The organism is Pseudomonas sp. C1C7 (genome assembly GCF_013359595.1).
Classification (GTDB): domain Bacteria; phylum Pseudomonadota; class Gammaproteobacteria; order Pseudomonadales; family Pseudomonadaceae; genus Aquipseudomonas.
This window is the reverse complement of sequence record NZ_JABFMP010000008.1, coordinates 156,022-173,197: the sequence shown is the minus strand read 5'-3', so window position 1 is coordinate 173,197 and position 17,176 is coordinate 156,022. Positions and strand designations below refer to the sequence as shown.

The 17,176-nt window shown below is 62.7% G+C and carries 15 protein-coding genes; 11 read left to right on the top strand and 4 right to left on the bottom strand.

Features of this window, described 5'->3' with window-relative positions:
• Positions 1–115: 115 nt before the first annotated feature.
• The gene (rpiA, locus tag HNO86_RS09435; RefSeq protein WP_175376730.1) at positions 116–790 is read right to left on the bottom strand and encodes a ribose-5-phosphate isomerase RpiA; all 675 of its coding nucleotides are present in this window, start codon (positions 788–790) and stop codon (positions 116–118) included.
• A gap of 256 nt (positions 791–1,046) precedes the next feature.
• Here rpiA and ilvA point away from each other — a divergent pair, with 256 nt between their 5' ends.
• Positions 1,047–2,561 (top strand): threonine ammonia-lyase, biosynthetic, encoded by a 1,515-nt coding sequence (ilvA, locus tag HNO86_RS09430; RefSeq protein WP_175376729.1) that lies wholly within the window; start codon positions 1,047–1,049, stop codon positions 2,559–2,561.
• Between the two features lie 39 nt (positions 2,562–2,600).
• Positions 2,601–3,026, top strand: a complete 426-nt coding sequence (locus HNO86_RS09425) for a DUF2269 domain-containing protein (RefSeq protein WP_175376728.1) — start codon at positions 2,601–2,603, stop codon at positions 3,024–3,026.
• Between the two features lie 93 nt (positions 3,027–3,119).
• Here HNO86_RS09425 and HNO86_RS09420 read toward each other — a convergent pair whose 3' ends face one another.
• On the bottom strand, positions 3,120–3,776 hold the full coding sequence (locus HNO86_RS09420; protein ID WP_175376727.1) for an HAD family phosphatase: 657 nt from the start codon (positions 3,774–3,776) through the stop codon (positions 3,120–3,122).
• A 143-nt stretch (positions 3,777–3,919) separates the two neighbouring features.
• On the opposite strand from HNO86_RS09420, the gene HNO86_RS09415 reads away from it, so the two are divergent.
• Both HNO86_RS09415 and ptsP read left to right on the top strand, forming a co-directional pair.
• On the top strand, positions 3,920–4,399 hold the full coding sequence (locus HNO86_RS09415) for an RNA pyrophosphohydrolase (protein WP_007897732.1): 480 nt from the start codon (positions 3,920–3,922) through the stop codon (positions 4,397–4,399).
• A gap of 22 nt (positions 4,400–4,421) precedes the next feature.
• Positions 4,422–6,701, top strand: a complete 2,280-nt coding sequence (gene ptsP, locus HNO86_RS09410; RefSeq protein WP_175376726.1) for a phosphoenolpyruvate--protein phosphotransferase — start codon at positions 4,422–4,424, stop codon at positions 6,699–6,701.
• 129 nt (positions 6,702–6,830) lie between these two features.
• Here ptsP and HNO86_RS09405 read toward each other — a convergent pair whose 3' ends face one another.
• Positions 6,831–7,577: an NRDE family protein gene (locus tag HNO86_RS09405; RefSeq protein ID WP_175376725.1), complete on the bottom strand. Its 747-nt coding sequence runs from the start codon at positions 7,575–7,577 to the stop codon at positions 6,831–6,833.
• Between the two features lie 132 nt (positions 7,578–7,709).
• On the opposite strand from HNO86_RS09405, the gene HNO86_RS09400 reads away from it, so the two are divergent.
• The 3 genes from HNO86_RS09400 to HNO86_RS09390 all read left to right on the top strand — a co-directional run bounded on the left by HNO86_RS09400 (position 7,710) and on the right by HNO86_RS09390 (position 10,408).
• The gene (locus tag HNO86_RS09400; protein WP_175376724.1) at positions 7,710–8,492 is read left to right on the top strand and encodes a sulfite exporter TauE/SafE family protein; all 783 of its coding nucleotides are present in this window, start codon (positions 7,710–7,712) and stop codon (positions 8,490–8,492) included.
• 83 nt (positions 8,493–8,575) lie between these two features.
• Positions 8,576–9,388, top strand: a complete 813-nt coding sequence (gene lgt / locus HNO86_RS09395) for a prolipoprotein diacylglyceryl transferase (protein ID WP_175376723.1) — start codon at positions 8,576–8,578, stop codon at positions 9,386–9,388.
• 48 nt (positions 9,389–9,436) lie between these two features.
• On the top strand, positions 9,437–10,408 hold the full coding sequence (locus HNO86_RS09390) for a thymidylate synthase (RefSeq protein WP_175376722.1): 972 nt from the start codon (positions 9,437–9,439) through the stop codon (positions 10,406–10,408).
• A 114-nt stretch (positions 10,409–10,522) separates the two neighbouring features.
• Here HNO86_RS09390 and cadR read toward each other — a convergent pair whose 3' ends face one another.
• Positions 10,523–10,972 (bottom strand): Cd(II)/Pb(II)-responsive transcriptional regulator, encoded by a 450-nt coding sequence (gene cadR, locus HNO86_RS09385; RefSeq protein ID WP_175376721.1) that lies wholly within the window; start codon positions 10,970–10,972, stop codon positions 10,523–10,525.
• A gap of 86 nt (positions 10,973–11,058) precedes the next feature.
• Here cadR and HNO86_RS09380 point away from each other — a divergent pair, with 86 nt between their 5' ends.
• The 4 genes from HNO86_RS09380 (at position 11,059) to HNO86_RS09365 (ending at position 17,158) form a co-directional block, all read left to right on the top strand.
• Entirely contained in the window at positions 11,059–13,314 is a 2,256-nt protein-coding gene (locus tag HNO86_RS09380) for a heavy metal translocating P-type ATPase (protein WP_175376720.1), read from the top strand.
• 16 nt (positions 13,315–13,330) lie between these two features.
• On the top strand, positions 13,331–14,194 hold the full coding sequence (locus HNO86_RS09375) for a LysR substrate-binding domain-containing protein (protein ID WP_175376719.1): 864 nt from the start codon (positions 13,331–13,333) through the stop codon (positions 14,192–14,194).
• Between the two features lie 163 nt (positions 14,195–14,357).
• Positions 14,358–15,434, top strand: coding sequence for a putative 2-aminoethylphosphonate ABC transporter ATP-binding protein (locus tag HNO86_RS09370; protein WP_175376718.1), 1,077 nt, complete (start codon positions 14,358–14,360; stop codon positions 15,432–15,434).
• Positions 15,434–17,158 carry a putative 2-aminoethylphosphonate ABC transporter permease subunit gene (locus tag HNO86_RS09365; protein ID WP_175376717.1) on the top strand — a complete coding sequence of 575 codons (1,725 nt, stop codon included), beginning with the start codon at positions 15,434–15,436 and terminating at the stop codon, positions 17,156–17,158. The genes HNO86_RS09370 and HNO86_RS09365 overlap by 1 nt, the downstream gene beginning before the upstream one ends.
• Positions 17,159–17,176: the final 18 nt, after the last annotated feature.

Here is a 17,176-nt window from a genome sequence, read left to right as displayed (position 1 = left end):
TGTGGGGGCGGGCTTGCTCGCCAAAGCGGTGTGTCAGTCGACATCAATACTGCCTGACACACCGCCTTCGCGAGCAAGCCCGCACAGGTATTTCATCAGCCCACAAAAAGGTGGGTTACTTGGCCTTGAGGGTCTTCACGCCCTCACTCGTCCCCAGCAACAGCAAATCCGCCGGCCGCGCCGCGAACAGGCCGTTGGTGACCACGCCCACGATCGCATTGATCCGGGTTTCCAGCTCAACCGGGTTGGTGATCTGCATGTTGAACACATCGAGGATGATGTTGCCGTTATCGGTCACCACGCCTTCGCGGTAAACCGGGTCGCCGCCCAGTTTCACCAGCTGGCGGGCCACGTGGCTGCGGGCCATCGGGATCACTTCCACCGGCAGCGGGAAGGCGCCGAGCACCGGCACCAGCTTGCTGGCGTCGGCAATGCAGATGAAGGTCTTGGCCACGGCCGCGACGATCTTCTCGCGGGTCAGGGCTGCGCCGCCGCCCTTGATCAGGTTCAGGTGTTCGTCACTTTCATCGGCGCCGTCGACGTAGAACTCAAGGTCGCTGACGGTGTTCAGTTCGTACACCGGAATGCCGTGGCCCTTGAGGCGCGCGGCAGTGGCTTCGGAACTGGCCACCGCGCCATCGAAGGCGGCCTTGTGCTTGGCCAGTGCGTCGATGAAGCAGTTGGCGGTGGAGCCGGTGCCGACCCCGACAATGCTCTTGTCGTCGAGTTTCGGGAGGATGAAGTCGACGGCGGCCTGAGCCACTGCCTGTTTGAGTTGATCCTGGGTCATGCGGGCTCCGAGGTGCCGAAGAGGGGAACGAAAGGCCGGCATTATAGGCTTCGGGGCGGGGAAGGTCATTGCCCGATTGGCGGGATGGCTGTGGCTTGCGGTTCATCCCTGTGGCAAGCCCCCTCGCCACAGAAAGCCCACCGCCAAAACTCCTGTGCAGTTTGCCGGGACAAAACCCCCTGTTTAATGTGGTCGTGCAGCCAAAAGCCGGGTTAGACTCCGTGGTCCTGCCCAACCCGCTCAGTGATGCTTTCCGATGCTTGAACAGTACGTCAAAAAGATCCTCACCTCGCGCGTTTATGACGTTGCCGTGGAAACCCCATTGCAGACTGCCCGCCAGCTCTCCGAGCGGCTGGGCAATCAGATCTGGCTCAAGCGTGAAGACTTGCAGCCGGTGTTCTCGTTCAAGATTCGCGGCGCGTACAACAAGCTCACTCAGCTGAGCGACGAAGAGCGCGCCCGTGGCGTGGTCACCGCTTCGGCGGGCAACCATGCCCAGGGCCTGGCCCTGGCGGCCAAGGTGCTGGGTGTGAAGGCGACCATCGTCATGCCCAAGACCACCCCCGAGATCAAGGTCGAAGGTGTGCGTTCGCGCGGCGGCAAAGTGGTGCTGCACGGCGACTCCTTCCCCGAAGCCCTGGCCTACTCGCTGAAACTGGTCGACGAAAAAGGCTACGTCTACATTCACCCCTACGACGATCCCCACACCATTGCCGGGCAGGGCACGGTGGCCATGGAGATTCTGCGTCAGCACCCGGGGCGTCTGGATGCGATTTTCGTCCCGGTGGGCGGCGGCGGCCTGATCGCCGGCATCGCGGCGTACGTCAAATACCTGCGCCCGGACATCAAGATCATCGGCGTCGAGCCGGACGACTCCAATTGCCTGCAAGCCGCCATGGCCGCGGGTGAGCGTGTGGTGTTGCCGACCGTGGGCATCTTCGCCGACGGCGTGGCGGTGGCGCAGATCGGCCAGCACACTTTCGATATCTGCAAGGATCACGTCGATGAAGTGATCACCGTCAGCACCGACGAGATCTGCGCAGCCATCAAGGATATCTACGACGATACCCGCTCGATCACCGAACCTGCCGGCGCCCTGGGCGTGGCCGGGATCAAGAAATACGTCGAGCAGCGCGGCGTCACCGGGCACACCTTCGTCGCCATCGACTCCGGCGCCAACGTCAACTTCGACCGCCTGCGCCATGTGGCCGAGCGCGCCGAGCTGGGCGAAGGCCGCGAAGCCATCATCGCCGTGACCATTCCCGAGAAGCCGGGCAGCTTCAAAGCGTTCTGCGAGGCCATCGGCAAGCGTCAGATCACCGAATTCAACTACCGCTACAACACCGGCAGCGAAGCGCACATCTTCGTCGGCGTGCAGACCCACCCGGACACCGACCCGCGCAGCGCACTGATCGCCAGCCTCGGCGAGCAGGGTTTCCCGGTGGTCGACCTGACCGACAACGAACTGGCCAAGCTGCACATCCGGCACATGGTCGGTGGTCGCGCGGCGCACGTGGTGGACGAAGTGATCCTGCGCTTCGAGTTCCCGGAGCGTCCGGGGGCCCTGTTCAACTTCCTTAATAAGCTGGGCGGACGCTGGAACATCTCGATGTTCCACTACCGCAACCACGGCGCGGCGGATGGCCGTGTGGTCGCGGGCCTGCAAGTGCCCCATGACGAGCGTCATCTGGTGCCGGCGGCGCTGGAAGAGATCGGCTACCCGTACTGGGACGAAAGCGACAACCCGGCGTATCAGCTGTTTCTTGGCTGAACGGCTACGCTTGGGGGCAAGGCATAAGGAAATCGAACCATGGAAACGTTAACTGCCCTGAAAGCGGCGCACATGGTGGCCACGGTAGTCCTGCTGCTTTGTGCGGTGGGCCTGGGCCTCTGGGTCTGGCGTACCAGGCGCAACGGTGATGCCACCGCACCAAGCCGTACCCTGCAAAGCCCGCGGGTGTTCATCTGGCTGTTGATGGGGCTGGCGCTGCTGAGCATGCCCTTCACCGGTTGGTGGATGGTGCACCTGGTGGGCTGGCCGCTGGGGCAGACCTGGCTGCTGGCGTCCAGCGTGCTCTACACCGTAGCGGCGCTGGCGTGGTTCTGGCTGCTGGTACGGCTGAACAAGGCGCGCAAGACGCCGGGCGGGGTGGGGCGGTTCAGCTTTGCCCTGGCGTTGTTCAGTTTTGTCTGTTTTATCGCCATTGCCGGGTTGATGGGCGCCAAGCCGGTTTAAAGTCTGAGACCGTATCGAATCTTCGCGGGCAAGCCTCGCTCCTACAGGGTTCATCACCGACCTGTAGGAGCGAGGCTTGCCCGCGAAGCGGTTTCAGTCGCGCAGACTGATTACCGGCCAGCCACGTTTCTCGGCTTCAGCCCGCAGATTCGGATCCGGATCAACCGCCACCGGATTCGTCACCTGCTCCAGCAGCGGCAAGTCATTCATAGAGTCGCTGTAGAAGTAACTGTCCTCCAGGCTGTGCCCGGTCTCCTCCAGCCAACGATTGAGCCTTGTCACCTTGCCTTCGCGGAAGCACGGCACGTCGGTGCTGCGCCCGGTGTAGCGGCCGTCCTGCATTTCGCATTCGGTGGCGATCAGGGTGTCGACGCCCAGGCGCTCGGCGATGGGGCCGGTGACGAAGCGGTTGGTGGCGGTGATGATCACCAGCTTGTCGCCGGCGGCGCGGTGCTTGGCCAGCAGTTCGATGGCCTTGGGCAGCATCAGCGGCTCGATGCAGTCGCGCATGTAGTCGCTGTGCCAGAGGGCGAGCACGTCCATTTCGGTACGGCCCAGGATTTCCAGGCAGAAGTTCAGGTAGGCATCGTTATCGAGCTTGCCCGCCAGGTAGTCCTGATAGAACTCGTCGTTGCGTGCCTTGTAGGCCACCGGGTCAAGGAAGCCGCGTTCACACAGGTAATCGCCCCAGGCGTGGTCGCTGTCGCCGCCCAGAAGCGTGTTGTCCAAGTCGAATAAAGCCAGCCGCATTGCAGTTACTCGCTGAAAAGTCTGTAGAAAGGCGTCCAGAATACGGACTTTTCACAAGAGTGCACATAAGGTAAGCCGGCGCGTTGCTGCCTTCACGACCTTTGTGGAACAATGCGGCGACATGCGTTTGCGAGGTTGTTGCCGTGATCGACCCCGATGGTTTTCGTCCTAATGTCGGGATCATTCTGACGAATGATGCCGGCCAGGTCCTATGGGCTCGCCGAATCAATCAAGATGCCTGGCAGTTTCCTCAGGGCGGAATCAATCCCCAGGAGACGCCGGAAGACGCCTTGTACCGCGAGCTGAACGAAGAAGTGGGCCTGGAACGCGAGGATGTTGAAATACTCGCCTGCACCCGGGGCTGGTTGCGCTATCGTTTGCCGCAACGTCTGGTCAGGACGCACAGCCAGCCGCTGTGCATCGGCCAGAAACAGAAGTGGTTTCTCCTGCGCCTGATCTCCAACGAGCAGCGGGTGCGGATGGATTTGACCGGTAAACCGGAGTTCGATGGCTGGCGCTGGGTCAGCTATTGGTATCCGCTGGGCCAGGTGGTGACATTCAAGCGCGAGGTGTATCGGCGCGCCCTCAAAGAGCTTGCCCCGCGCCTTTTAGCGCGCGACTGACGACGGAGTTCGACCCCGAGCCATGCTCAATACGCTGCGCAAGATCGTCCAGGAAGTTAACTCCGCCAAGGATCTCAAGGCGGCGTTGGGGATTATTGTGTTGCGCGTCAAAGAGGCCATGGGCAGCCAGGTCTGCTCGGTCTATCTGCTTGACCCCGAGACCAACCGTTTCGTGCTGATGGCCACCGAGGGCTTGAACAAGCGCTCGATCGGCAAGGTCAGCATGGCCCCCAATGAAGGTCTGGTCGGCCTGGTCGGCACGCGTGAAGAACCCCTGAACCTCGAAAACGCCGCGGATCACCCGCGCTACCGCTACTTCGCCGAGACCGGTGAAGAGCGCTACGCCTCGTTCCTCGGGGCGCCGATCATTCACCACCGCCGCGTCGTTGGCGTGCTGGTCATCCAACAGAAAGAACGCCGCCAGTTCGATGAGGGTGAAGAAGCCTTCCTCGTGACCATGAGTGCGCAGCTCGCCGGCGTTATCGCCCACGCCGAAGCCACCGGTTCCATCCGCGGCCTGGGCCGTCAGGGCAAGGGCATCCAGGAAGCCAAGTTCGTCGGCGTGCCGGGTTCGCCGGGCGCGGCGGTCGGTACCGCGGTAGTCATGTTGCCACCGGCCGACCTGGACGTGGTGCCCGACAAGACCATCACCGACATCGACGCCGAGCTTGGGCTGTTCAAGACCGCCATCGAAGGCGTGCGCGCCGACATGCGTGCGTTGTCCGCCAAGCTCGCCACCCAGCTGCGCCCGGAAGAGCGCGCGCTGTTCGACGTCTATCTGATGATGCTCGACGATGCGGCGCTGGGCAACGAGGTGACCACCGTGATCAAGACCGGGCAGTGGGCCCAGGGCGCCTTGCGTCAGGTCGTGACCGATCACGTCAACCGCTTCGAACTGATGGACGACGAATACCTGCGTGAGCGGGCGTCGGACGTCAAGGACCTGGGCCGCCGGCTGCTCGCCTACCTGCAGGAAGAGCGCCAGCAGAACCTGGTCTACCCGGAAAAAACCATTCTGGTCAGCGAGGAGCTGACCCCGGCCATGCTCGGCGAGGTGCCGGAAGGCACACTGGTCGGCCTGGTGTCGGTACTCGGTTCGGGTAACTCCCACGTCGCGATCCTGGCCCGGGCCATGGGCATCCCGACGGTGATGGGCCTGGTCGATTTGCCTTATGCCAAGGTCGACGGCATCGAACTGATCGTCGACGGTAACCGAGGCGAGGTGTACACCAACCCTGGTGACGTATTGCGCAAGCAGTTCGCCGAAGTGGTGGAGGAAGAGAAACAACTGGCCCTGGGCCTCGATTCCCTGCGCGACCTGCCGTGCGTGACCACCGACGGCCACCGCATGCCGTTGTGGGTCAACACCGGCCTGCTGGCGGACGTGGCCCGGGCGCAGAAGCGCGGCGCCGAGGGTGTTGGCCTGTACCGCACCGAAGTGCCGTTCATGATCAACCAGCGCTTCCCGAGCGAAAAGGAACAGCTGGCGATCTACCGCGAACAACTGGCCGCGTTCCACCCGCAACCGGTGACCATGCGTACCCTGGACATCGGTGGCGACAAGGCGCTGTCGTACTTCCCGATCAAGGAAGACAACCCGTTCCTCGGCTGGCGCGGCATTCGCGTCACCCTCGACCACCCGGAAATCTTCCTGGTCCAGACCCGCGCCATGCTCAAGGCCAGCGAAGGCCTGAACAACCTGCGCATTCTGTTGCCGATGATCTCCGGCACCCACGAACTGGAAGAAGCCCTGCACCTGATCCACCGTGCCTGGGGCGAGGTGCGCGACGAAGGTTGCGACGTGCCGATGCCGCCGGTGGGGGTGATGATCGAGATTCCGGCCGCGGTGTACCAGACCAAGGAACTGGCGCGGCAGGTAGACTTCCTGTCGGTCGGCTCCAACGACCTGACCCAGTACCTGCTGGCCGTGGACCGCAACAACCCGCGGGTGGCCGACCTCTACGACTACCTGCACCCGGCGGTGCTGCAAGCCCTGCAGACCGTGGTCCGCGACGCCCATGCCGAAGGCAAGCCGGTGAGCATCTGCGGCGAAATGGCCGGTGATCCGGCGGCGGCGGTGCTGTTGATGGCGATGGGTTTCGACAGCCTGTCGATGAACGCCACCAACCTGCCGAAGGTGAAGTGGATGCTGCGCCAGATCAATCTGAGCAAGTCCCGGGAGTTGCTGGAAGAGCTGATGACCATCGACAACCCTCAAGTTATCCACAGCTCGCTGCAACTGGCGCTGAAAAAGCTGGGGCTCTCGAAGATGACCAATCCGGCTTCGGCCAAGGCTGTCTAGATCTGCGGTGCCCCCATCGCGGGCAAGCCCGCTCCCACAGGTTCTCGAGTGAAACACAGATGGTGTGATCACCGAGAACCTTGTGGGAGCGGGCTTGCCCGCGATGGGGCCAGTCCTGACAGCACAAAACTAAAGCCTGACCTCAACCTCCCCAAGATGCCCGCCATACGGCCCGAAACTCCTTTCGACCAGGTGCCGCGCACCATCAGCCTGCACGATCAACGCCGTACTCGCCCGCGTCCCATAGCTCTGGCTGGCAATAAACACGCTCGACAGCAGTGTTTCTGTCGCTACACCCACTCCAGTGTCTGGCAGATCGGCAATCGGCGCTTGCTGCGCATCGGCGAGCAGGGCCAGTAATGCCTGGGGTTGCGGATCAGCCAGAACTTCACTCAACGCCGCTCTCGCTTTGAGCAGTTTCGGCCACGGCGTATCCAGCCCCGCGTTTGAAAGGCCATAAACCCCCGCCCGCAGCATCACCGCTTCCGACTCCCGGGCATTGAAGTGCCAGAGCTCATGGTTATTACCCACCAGCAGGTTGAATCCGCCATATTCCGCCGAACGTGCGACAACTTCGCTCAAATAGTCGTCAATAGGTACGTCACCGGTGAGGAATCGCGCTACCAGCTCACCCCGTGATTTGCGCCCGGCAGGCCGCTGGGGGTCACGAATATTGGTCAGCGCGGCAAACCTCCCGTTCGTGCCGACGCCAAGCCAGGTGCCGCCGGCCTCCAGGTCACGGCCGGCGTAGACCTGCGGCGATTCCGGCCATTGCGCCAGCGGCAGGGTCGGGCGGGCATAGAACTCGTCGCGGTTGGCCGCCACGATCAGCGGCTGGGCATGACCCGGTCGCCAGGCAAAAACAATCAGGCACATAAGGTGGTCCTTGTGTGTTTTTTGCCCACTCTACGCAGTCATCGTGCGGGTATCCATCGCCATCCAGTGGAGCCCGAGGCCATGCATCCGTTACCATGCCGCTCCGGTTTTGGGGATGGGTGGGCAAACAGCATGGAATTTGTGCTCTATCTGGCGCTTGGCGCCTGTGCCGGGGTGCTGGCCGGGCTGTTTGGCGTGGGCGGCGGGATCATCATCGTTCCGGTGCTGGTGTACAGCTTTACCCTTCAGGGTTTCGACCAGTCGATCCTGACCCACCTCGCGGTCGGTACTTCGCTGGCGACCATCATCTTCACCTCGGTCAACGCCGTGCGCGAGCACCACCGGCGTGGCGCCGTGCGCTGGCCGATCTTCCTGTGGATGACCGTGGGCATCCTGATCGGCGCCGGATTCGGCGCCCTGACCGCCGAAGCGATTTCCGGGCCCAACCTGCAAAAGATCATCGGTGTGTTCGCCCTGGTGATCGCCGCGCAGCTGGCGCTGGACGTCAAGCCCAAGGCCAGTCGAACGGTGCCGGGCAAACTCGGTCTGACCGTGGCCGGCAGTGTGATCGGCTGGGCTTCGGCGATTTTCGGGATCGGCGGCGGCTCGCTGACCGTGCCGTTCCTGACCTGGCGCAGCGTGCCGATGCAGCAGGCGGTGGCGACTTCGTCGGCCTGCGGCCTGCCGATCGCTTTTGCAAGTGCATTAAGTTTCATGATTCTGGGCTGGCACGATCCGCTGTTGCCGGCCCATAGTCTCGGTTTTGTTTATTTGCCGGCGTTGCTGGGCATCGCCCTGACCAGCATGGTGTTTGCCCGCATCGGCGCGCGACTGGCGCACAGGCTGTCGCCGAAGTTGCTGAAACGGCTGTTTGCCGCTTTGCTGTTCTGCGTCGGCTTGAGTTTCCTGTTTTGACGCACGGCGCAATCCTGGCTTAATCCTCGGGTGGCAGCGTCGCCCGGGCATTTTGAAGATTTGAACGCTTTTAAGGAGTCGCAATGCTGCCTTACCCGCAGATCGATCCGGTGGCCCTGGCCATCGGTCCGCTGAAAATCCACTGGTACGGGTTGATGTACCTGATCGGCATCGGTGGTGCCTGGCTGCTGGCCTCCCGCCGCCTGAACCGCTTCGATCCGACCTGGACCAAGGAAAAGCTCTCCGACATGGTGTTCTGGATGTCGATGGGGGTGATCGTCGGCGGACGCCTGGGTTATGTGCTGTTTTACGATCTGCATGCGTACCTGGCCAACCCGACGCTGATCTTCGAGGTCTGGAAGGGCGGCATGTCGTTCCACGGTGGTTTCATCGGCGTGATGCTGGCGGCGTTGTGGTTCGGCAAGAAGAACAACAAGTCGTTCTTCCAGCTGATGGACTTCGTTGCACCGATGGTGCCGATCGGTCTGGGCGCCGGGCGTATCGGCAACTTCATCAACGCCGAGCTGTGGGGCAAGCCGACCGATGTGCCGTGGGCGATGGTCTTCCCGCCATTCAGCGACCCGGCACAACTGGCGCGTCACCCGTCGCAGCTGTATCAGTTCGCGCTCGAAGGCGTGGCGCTGTTCCTGATCCTGTGGATCTTCTCCCGCAAGCCACGGCCGACCATGGCGGTGTCCGGCATGTTCGCGCTGTTCTACGGCATCTTCCGTTTCATCGTCGAATTCGTCCGTGTACCGGACGCACAGCTGGGCTACCTGGCCTGGAACTGGCTGACCATGGGTCAGGTGCTGTGCGTGCCGATGATCCTCGGCGGTCTGTTGCTGATCTGGCTGGCCTATCACCGTGCACCGGCGACGCCCGCGGCAGCCGTATAAATTCGAACCCCGCAGCGAAAGCTGCGGGTTCAAGGACACAGGTAACTCATGAAGCAATATCTCGAACTGGTCGCCCACGTCATCAAGAACGGCACCAAACAGGCCAACCGTACTGGCGTGAACACCATCAGCTTTCCCGGCGCGATGCTGCGCTATGACCTGCAGGAAGGTTTCCCGGCGATCACCACCCGCAAGCTGGCCTTCAAATCAGCCATCGGCGAGATGTGCGGTTTTCTGCGTGGCGTGAACAACGCAGCCGAATTCCGTGCGCTGGGCTGCAAGGTCTGGGACCAGAACGCCAACGAAAACGCCCAGTGGCTGGGCAACCCGTTCCGTCAGGGCGTGGACGACCTCGGCGAAATCTACGGCGTGCAATGGCGCAAATGGCCGGCGTACAAGCAGATCCCGCTGAGCAACCCGGCCGCCATCCAGCAGACCCTGGAACAAGGCTATCGTCAGATCGCCGAAGGCGAGGAAGACGGTAAGGCGTATGTGGTGCTGTACAAGGCCATCGATCAGGTGCGCCAGTGCGTCGACACCATCATCAAGGACCCGGGCAGCCGCCGCATCCTGTTCCACGGCTGGAACTGCGCCCAGCTCGATGAAATGGCCCTGCCGCCGTGCCACCTGCTGTACCAGTTCCACCCGAACGTCGAGACCAAAGAGATTTCTCTCACGCTCTACATCCGTTCCAACGACCTGGGCCTGGGCACGCCGTTCAACCTCACCGAAGGCGCTGCGCTGCTGAGCCTGATCGGCCGCCTGACCGGCTACACGCCGCGCTGGTTCACCTATTTCATCGGTGACGCCCACGTCTACGAAAACCACCTGGACATGCTCAACGAACAGCTCAAGCGCGAGCCATTGCCGGCGCCGAAGCTGGTGATCAATGATCGTGTGCCGGAGTTTGCCAAGACCGGTGTGTATCAGCCGGAGTGGCTGGAGCTGGTGGAGCCGAGCGACTTCACGCTGGAAGGCTACGAGCACCATGCGCCAATGACCGCGCCGATGGCGGTCTGACGCCAAGCCCCAATCAAAATGTAGGAACTGCCGAAGGCTGCGATCTTTTGATCTTGAAAATCAAAGTCAAAAGATCGCAGCCTTCGGCAGCTCCTACAGTGTTTTGGGGAGTTCTTAGTGGCCGTGGCTTCTGCCCACGTGCGAGTGTTCAACCTCCGTCGCCACCACCCCGCCACTCACTTCCAACCGCTGCAAAATCCCGCATTGATCGATGTCCGGCCCTTCGCCACAACGTTGGCGCAGGTCGATCAACTGTGTCTGCAGCGCCATCAGCCCATCAATCCGCGCTTTCACATGGTGAATGTGCTCGTCGATCAGTGCGTTGACGCTTTCGCACTGGTCCTGCGGACTGTCGCGAAAGGCCAGCAGGCTGCGGATCTCTTCCAGGGTCATGTCCAGGGTGCGGCAATTGCGGATGAAGGTCAGGCGTTCGGCGTGGGCCTGGGTGTAGACGCGGTAGTTGCCGTCGCTGCGTGCCGGTTCCGGTAGCAGGCTTTCGCGCTCGTAGTAACGGATGGTCTCTACCGCGCAATCCGTCAGTTTCGCCAACTCTCCGATCTTCATGACGATGATCTCCAAAAAGGGTGCTTGACCCTATAGTCGCTACAGGGTCTTTACTTGGCAACAGGTACTCTTATGGACGCAACCCAATGAGCGATTCCCTGCATATTCACAAACCCGGCGACGGGCACGATCACAGTCACAAACTGCAGCCTGTGCACAAACACTCCCACGGCGGTGATTCCTGCTGTTCCTCGAAGGTTGCAGCTCCGGCGCTGGTCCGGTTGAGCGAAACGCCGAGTGCCGATGCGCGACACAGCAGTTTTCGCATCGAGGCAATGGATTGCCCCACCGAACAGACGCTGATTCAGAACAAGCTAGGAAAACTGACCGGCGTTCAGCAGCTGGAGTTCAATCTGATTAACCGGGTGCTGGGCGTGACCCATAACCTGCCCGGCACCGCGCCGATCATCGAGGCCATCCAGTCCCTGGGCATGCAGGCCGAAGCGCTGGAAGAGGGCGTCGAGGCACCGGCACCCAAACCTGAAAAGAAACACTGGTGGCCCCTGGCGCTGTCCGGCGTCACTGCCTTGCTGGCAGAAGTGATCCACTTCACAAGCGCCGCGCCGAACTGGGTCGTGGCGATCATCGCTCTGGTGTCGATCCTCAGCGGCGGCCTGGGTACCTACAAAAAGGGCTGGATTGCCCTGAAAAATTTCAATCTGAACATCAACGCGCTGATGAGCATCGCTGTAACAGGCGCGGTGCTGATCGGCCAGTGGCCGGAAGCGGCGATGGTGATGTTCCTGTTCACCGTGGCGGAATTGATCGAGGCCCGCTCCCTGGATCGCGCGCGCAATGCGATCAGCGGATTGATGCAGATGACGCCGGAGCAGGCCACGGTATTGCAGGCCGATGGCAGTTGGGTCGAACAGGAGGTGAAAAGCGTCGAACTGGGTGCGCGGGTGCGGGTAAAACCCGGTGAGCGCATCGCGCTGGACGGTGAAGTGGTCAGCGGCAGTTCGACCATCGACCAGGCGCCAATCACCGGGGAAAGCCTGCCGGTGGAGAAAACCGTCGGCGACAAGGTGTTCGCCGGGACCATCAATCAGGCCGGCTCCCTGGAATACGCAGTGACCGCCGCGGCGAACAACTCGACCCTGGCGCGAATCATCCACGCCGTGGAACAGGCCCAGGGCGCGCGGGCACCGACCCAGCGCTTCGTCGACCAGTTCTCGAAAATCTACACGCCCGCGGTGTTTATCCTCGCCTTGGCGGTCGCAGTGATCCCGCCGCTGTTCATGGGCGCCGCCTGGTTCGACTGGATCTACCGTGCGCTGGTGCTGCTGGTGGTTGCCTGTCCTTGCGCGCTGGTGATCTCCACGCCGGTGACCATCGTCAGCGGTCTCGCGGCGGCGGCGCGCAAGGGCATTCTGGTCAAGGGCGGCGTGTACCTGGAGGGCGGTTTCAAGCTCGACTATCTGGCGTTGGACAAGACCGGGACCATCACCCACGGCAAACCGGTGCAGACCGATTACCTGTCCCTCGACCCCACCGCCGAGGCCACGGCCCCGGCAGTGGCGGCCGCGCTGGCCGGGCGTTCCGATCACCCGGTGTCGCTGGCCATCGCTAACGCTGCTGTGGATAAAAACCTCGCGCGGCTGACTGTGGATAACTTCGAGGCGCTGGGCGGTCGTGGTGTTCGCGGCGATATCAACGGCCAGACCTATCATTTGGGCAACCACCGGCTGGTGGAAGAGTTGGGCCTGTGCTCGTCGCAACTGGAAGAGAAGCTGTTCGCGCTGGAGAAACAGGGCAAGTCCGTGGTGCTGCTGCTCGATCAGTCCGGCCCGCTGGCGCTGTTCGCCGTGGCGGACACGGTCAAGGAATCCAGCCGCGAGGCCATCGGCCAATTGCACGAACTGGGCGTGAAAACCCTGATGCTCACCGGCGATAACGTCCACACCGCCCAGGCGATTGCGGCGCAGGTCGGCATCGACCAGGCCCGGGGTGACCTGTTGCCGAGCGACAAGCTGCAAGCCATCGAAGACCTTTATGCACAGGGCCACAGCGTCGGCATGGTCGGCGACGGCATCAACGACGCCCCGGCGCTGGCCCGTTCCGAGATCGGTTTCGCCATGGCTGCCGCCGGCACCGATACCGCCATCGAAACCGCCGATGTCGCCCTGATGGACGACGATCTGCGCAAGATCCCGACCTTCATTCGTCTGTCGCGGGACACCTCGGCCATCCTCAAGCAGAACATTGCCCTGGCGCTGGTCATCAAGGCGATCTTTCTTGGGGTAACCTTCGCCGGGGTCGCTACCATGTGGATGGCAGTGTTCGCCGACATGGGCGTGAGCCTGCTGGTGGTGTTCAACGGTTTGCGCCTGTTGCGCAAATAGACGAAGAGGGAAGGTTGTGCTGAGTGCCGAGCTGAAGGCGTTTTACATGGTTGCCCGCCTGGGCAGCATTACCCTGGCAGCGAAGAAGCTCGGCCTGAGCCAGCCCACGGTGACGACCCAGATCCGCCATCTGGAAAGCCATTACGCGGTGGAGCTGTTTTACCGCGGCGGTCGTCGCCTGAGTGTCAGCGAAGAGGGCGCGCGACTGCTGCCGATGGTCAAGGCGCTGATGCAACAGGAAGCCGACATCGAGTTTTTCCTGCGCAACAGCGGGCAGGTCCAGGGCACGTTGCGCATCGCCGCCACGGCGCCGTATTACATCCTCGACCTGGTGAAGACCTTTCGTGAGCGACTGCCGCAGGTGGAAGTGTCGGTGGAAATCGGCAACTCCCAGCAGGTGCTCGAAGCGTTGGAGGAATACCGGGTCGATGTCGCGGCGTCCTCGCAGTTGCTGGAGGATGCGCGGTTGATTCGACGGGTGCTCGGCAGCGACCCGCTGGTGCTGGCGGTGCATCGCAACCATCCGCTGGCCGCTCACGATCATGTGCCGCTCAGCGCGCTGGCCGGGCATACCCTGTTGATGCGCGAGCCGGGCTCGACCACCCGGCGCATGACCGAAGAATTGCTGGCAGGTGCCGGGGTGAGTCTGGGGCCACTGTTGGAGATTGGCAGTCGCGAGTCGATCCGGGAGGCGGTGCTGCGCAATATCGGCATCAGCCTCATCGCCCGTCAGGAAGTGCCCCATGACCCACAACTGCGGGTGCTGACCATCGAAAATGCGCCCTTGTTGCCGGAATATCTGTACTGCCTCAAGGAGCGAAAAAACGCACGCTTGCCGGCGGCGTTTCTTGGCGTGGCGCAGGAAATGTCGCCGGCCTGAGAGTTGCTGTGACTGCTCGCGAAGAGGCCAGGCCCAACACCACAAAACTTTAAGGCTCAACCAAAAATCCCGAATACGACTATCGGCCGTTTTTGCCTTACTGCCATATGACGGACGCATTACAACTCTAGGATGGCCTGCATCTGTTAGATGAGGCCTGTCCATGAACAACTCGATCGCCACCGCCCTGACCAATCCCGGCGCGCCCATGAAAGTGCGCGGCGTGCACAAGCGTTTCGGTGCCTTCACCGCGCTGGAAAACGTGTCCCTCGACGTGGCGGCCGGTGAGCTGGTGTGCCTGCTCGGCCCTTCGGGGTGTGGCAAGACCACCTTGCTGCGCTGCATCGCCGGTCTGGAAAAGCAGGACAGCGGCGAGTTGTACCTGGGCGAGCGCGACGTTTCCCACCTCTCGCCTCAAGCGCGGGACTACGGCATTCTGTTCCAGTCCTACGCGCTGTTTCCCAACCTCACGGTCGAAGCGAACATTGCCTACGGCCTGGCCAACGCCAGTCGTGACGAAGTGCGCCAGCGCGTCGGGCAGATGCTCGAACTGGTGGGCCTCGGCGGCAGTGAGAAAAAGTATCCCGGCCAATTGTCTGGCGGTCAGCAGCAACGGGTCGCATTGGCCCGGGCATTGGCGCCCGCGCCGTCATTGCTCTTGCTCGATGAGCCGATGTCCGCGCTCGACGCCCGCGTGCGCGAGCACCTGTGCACCGAGCTGCGCCAGCTGCAACGGGAACTGGGCATCACCACCCTGATGGTCACCCACAACCAGGACGAGGCCATGCTGATGGCCGACCGCATCGCCGTGATGAACAACGGCAAGGTCGAGCAGTACGCCACCCCGCAGGAAATCTACAACCGTCCGGCCACACCGTTCGTGGCGGAGTTCGTCGGCCAGGGCAACTGGCTGCCGTTCGACAGCGGCAGCGACAGCCATGCCCGGGTCGGCGGGATGAACATGCGCCTGGCCGACGGCAGCGCCAAGACCGCTTCGGGCCGTCTGTTCTGCCGTCCGGAAGCGATCAACGTCAATCCGCTGGTGCACGAGGAAAACCTGTTCCCGGCCAAGGTTCGCGAGATCACCTTCCTCGGCAACCGCTGCCGCATGAGCTTCGAGCTGGATCATTTGCCGGGCCACGCCCTGCTAGCTGAGCTGGCGCCGGAAGCCATGCCGCGCCTGGGCGCGCAGCAGATCATGGTGGCTTTGCCGCCACGCAGCCTGCAGGTGTTTGCCTGATGAGCGCGAACATCGCGCTGCCGATGCCGCGCAAGCAGGTACGACAGGTGTCCCGTGCCGAGATCGGCGACCGGATTTTCGTGGTCGGCGGCAAGGTCCTGTTGCTGGTGCTGCTCGGTGTCGCCGTGTTGATGCCGCTGCTGGCGATCTTCTGGCGCGGCTTCAGCGCCGAAGCCGGGCAGGGCGGCGGCCTGGCCGCTGCTCGCGAGCTGGTGACCAGTGCCAACTTCCACTGGCTGCTGGGCAACAGTCTGAAGGTTTCCCTCAGCGTCGCGGCCATCGTCGTACCGCTGGCCTACCTGTTTGCCTACGCCCTGCAACGCACGTTGATTCCGGGCAAAGGCATCTGGCGCGGCATCTCGCTGCTGCCGTTGATGGCGCCGTCGATGCTGCCGGGCATTGCGCTGGTTTACCTGTTCGGTAACCAGGGCATGTTGCGCGGACTGCTGTCGGACAACATCTACGGCTTCTGGGGCATCGTTTTGGGCGAGGTCATCTACACCTTCCCGCACGCTCTGATGATTCTGCTGTCAGCCCTGTCCCTGGCGGATGCGCGCCTGTTCGATGCCGCGTCCAGCATGGGTGCCAGTCCAGCCAAGGCCTTTCGCAGCATCACCTGGCCGGCCACCCGTCAGGCGGTGTTCGCCGCGTTCTGCCTGGTCTTCACCCTGACCATCACCGACTTCGGCGTGCCGGTGGTCGTGGGTGGCGACTACCAAGTGCTGGCGCTGGAAGCCTACAAGGCCGTGGTCGGTCAGCAGCAGTTCGGACGCGGTGCCTTGATCGGCATGGTGTTGCTGCTGCCGGCGCTGTTCAGCTTCGGTGTCGATGCCTGGCTGCGTCGCCGTCATGGCGACTCCATGAGCGGTCGGGCGCAGGTCTACAAGCCGGCGCCATCGAAACTGCGTGACGGTTGCTACATGGCGATCGTGCTGCTGATCAGCGCCGCATTGCTGCTGGTGTTCGGCATGGCGGTGTTCTCGTCGCTGGTCAAATTCTGGCCCTACAACCTGTCGCTGTCGCTGAACCATTACCAGTTCAACGATACCGCCGGCGGTGGCTGGCTGGCCTACGGCAACAGCGTGAAGATGGCCTTGTACACGGCGTTGATCGGCAGCGCGTTGATCTTCACCGGGGCGTACCTGATGGAGAAAACCAGGGGCCAGCGCGGCCTGAACCTTGCGCTGCGCATGCTCAGCTTCGTGCCGATGGCGGTGCCGGGGCTGGTGCTCGGTCTGGGTTACGTCTTCTTCTTCAACCTCACCGGCAACCCGCTGCACGTGTTCTACGGGAGCATGACCCTGCTGGTGGTCTGCACCATCGCTCACTATCTGACCACCGCGCAGATGACTGCCACCACGGCCCTGCGCCAACTCGACGCGGAGTTCGAAGCCGCCGCGCTGTCGCTCAAGGCACCGCTGTATCGACACTACCTGCGGGTCACCGTGCCGATCTGCCTGCCGGCGCTGCTGGACATCGTGCGCTACCTGTTCGTCTCGGCCATGACCACCGTCTCGGCGGCGATCTTCCTCTACAGCCCCGACACCATCCTCGCGGCGGTGGCGGTGCTGAACATGGACGACGCCGGCAACGTCGGCGGCGCGGCCGCGATGTCGACCCTGATTCTATTCACCTCGGCGGGCGTGTCCCTGCTGCTGGCCGGGGCTTCGCGCGGCTTGCTGCGCCGCTCCCAGGCCTGGCGGCAGACCGCGCCCGGTCATTGATTCGCTGCACACCCAACC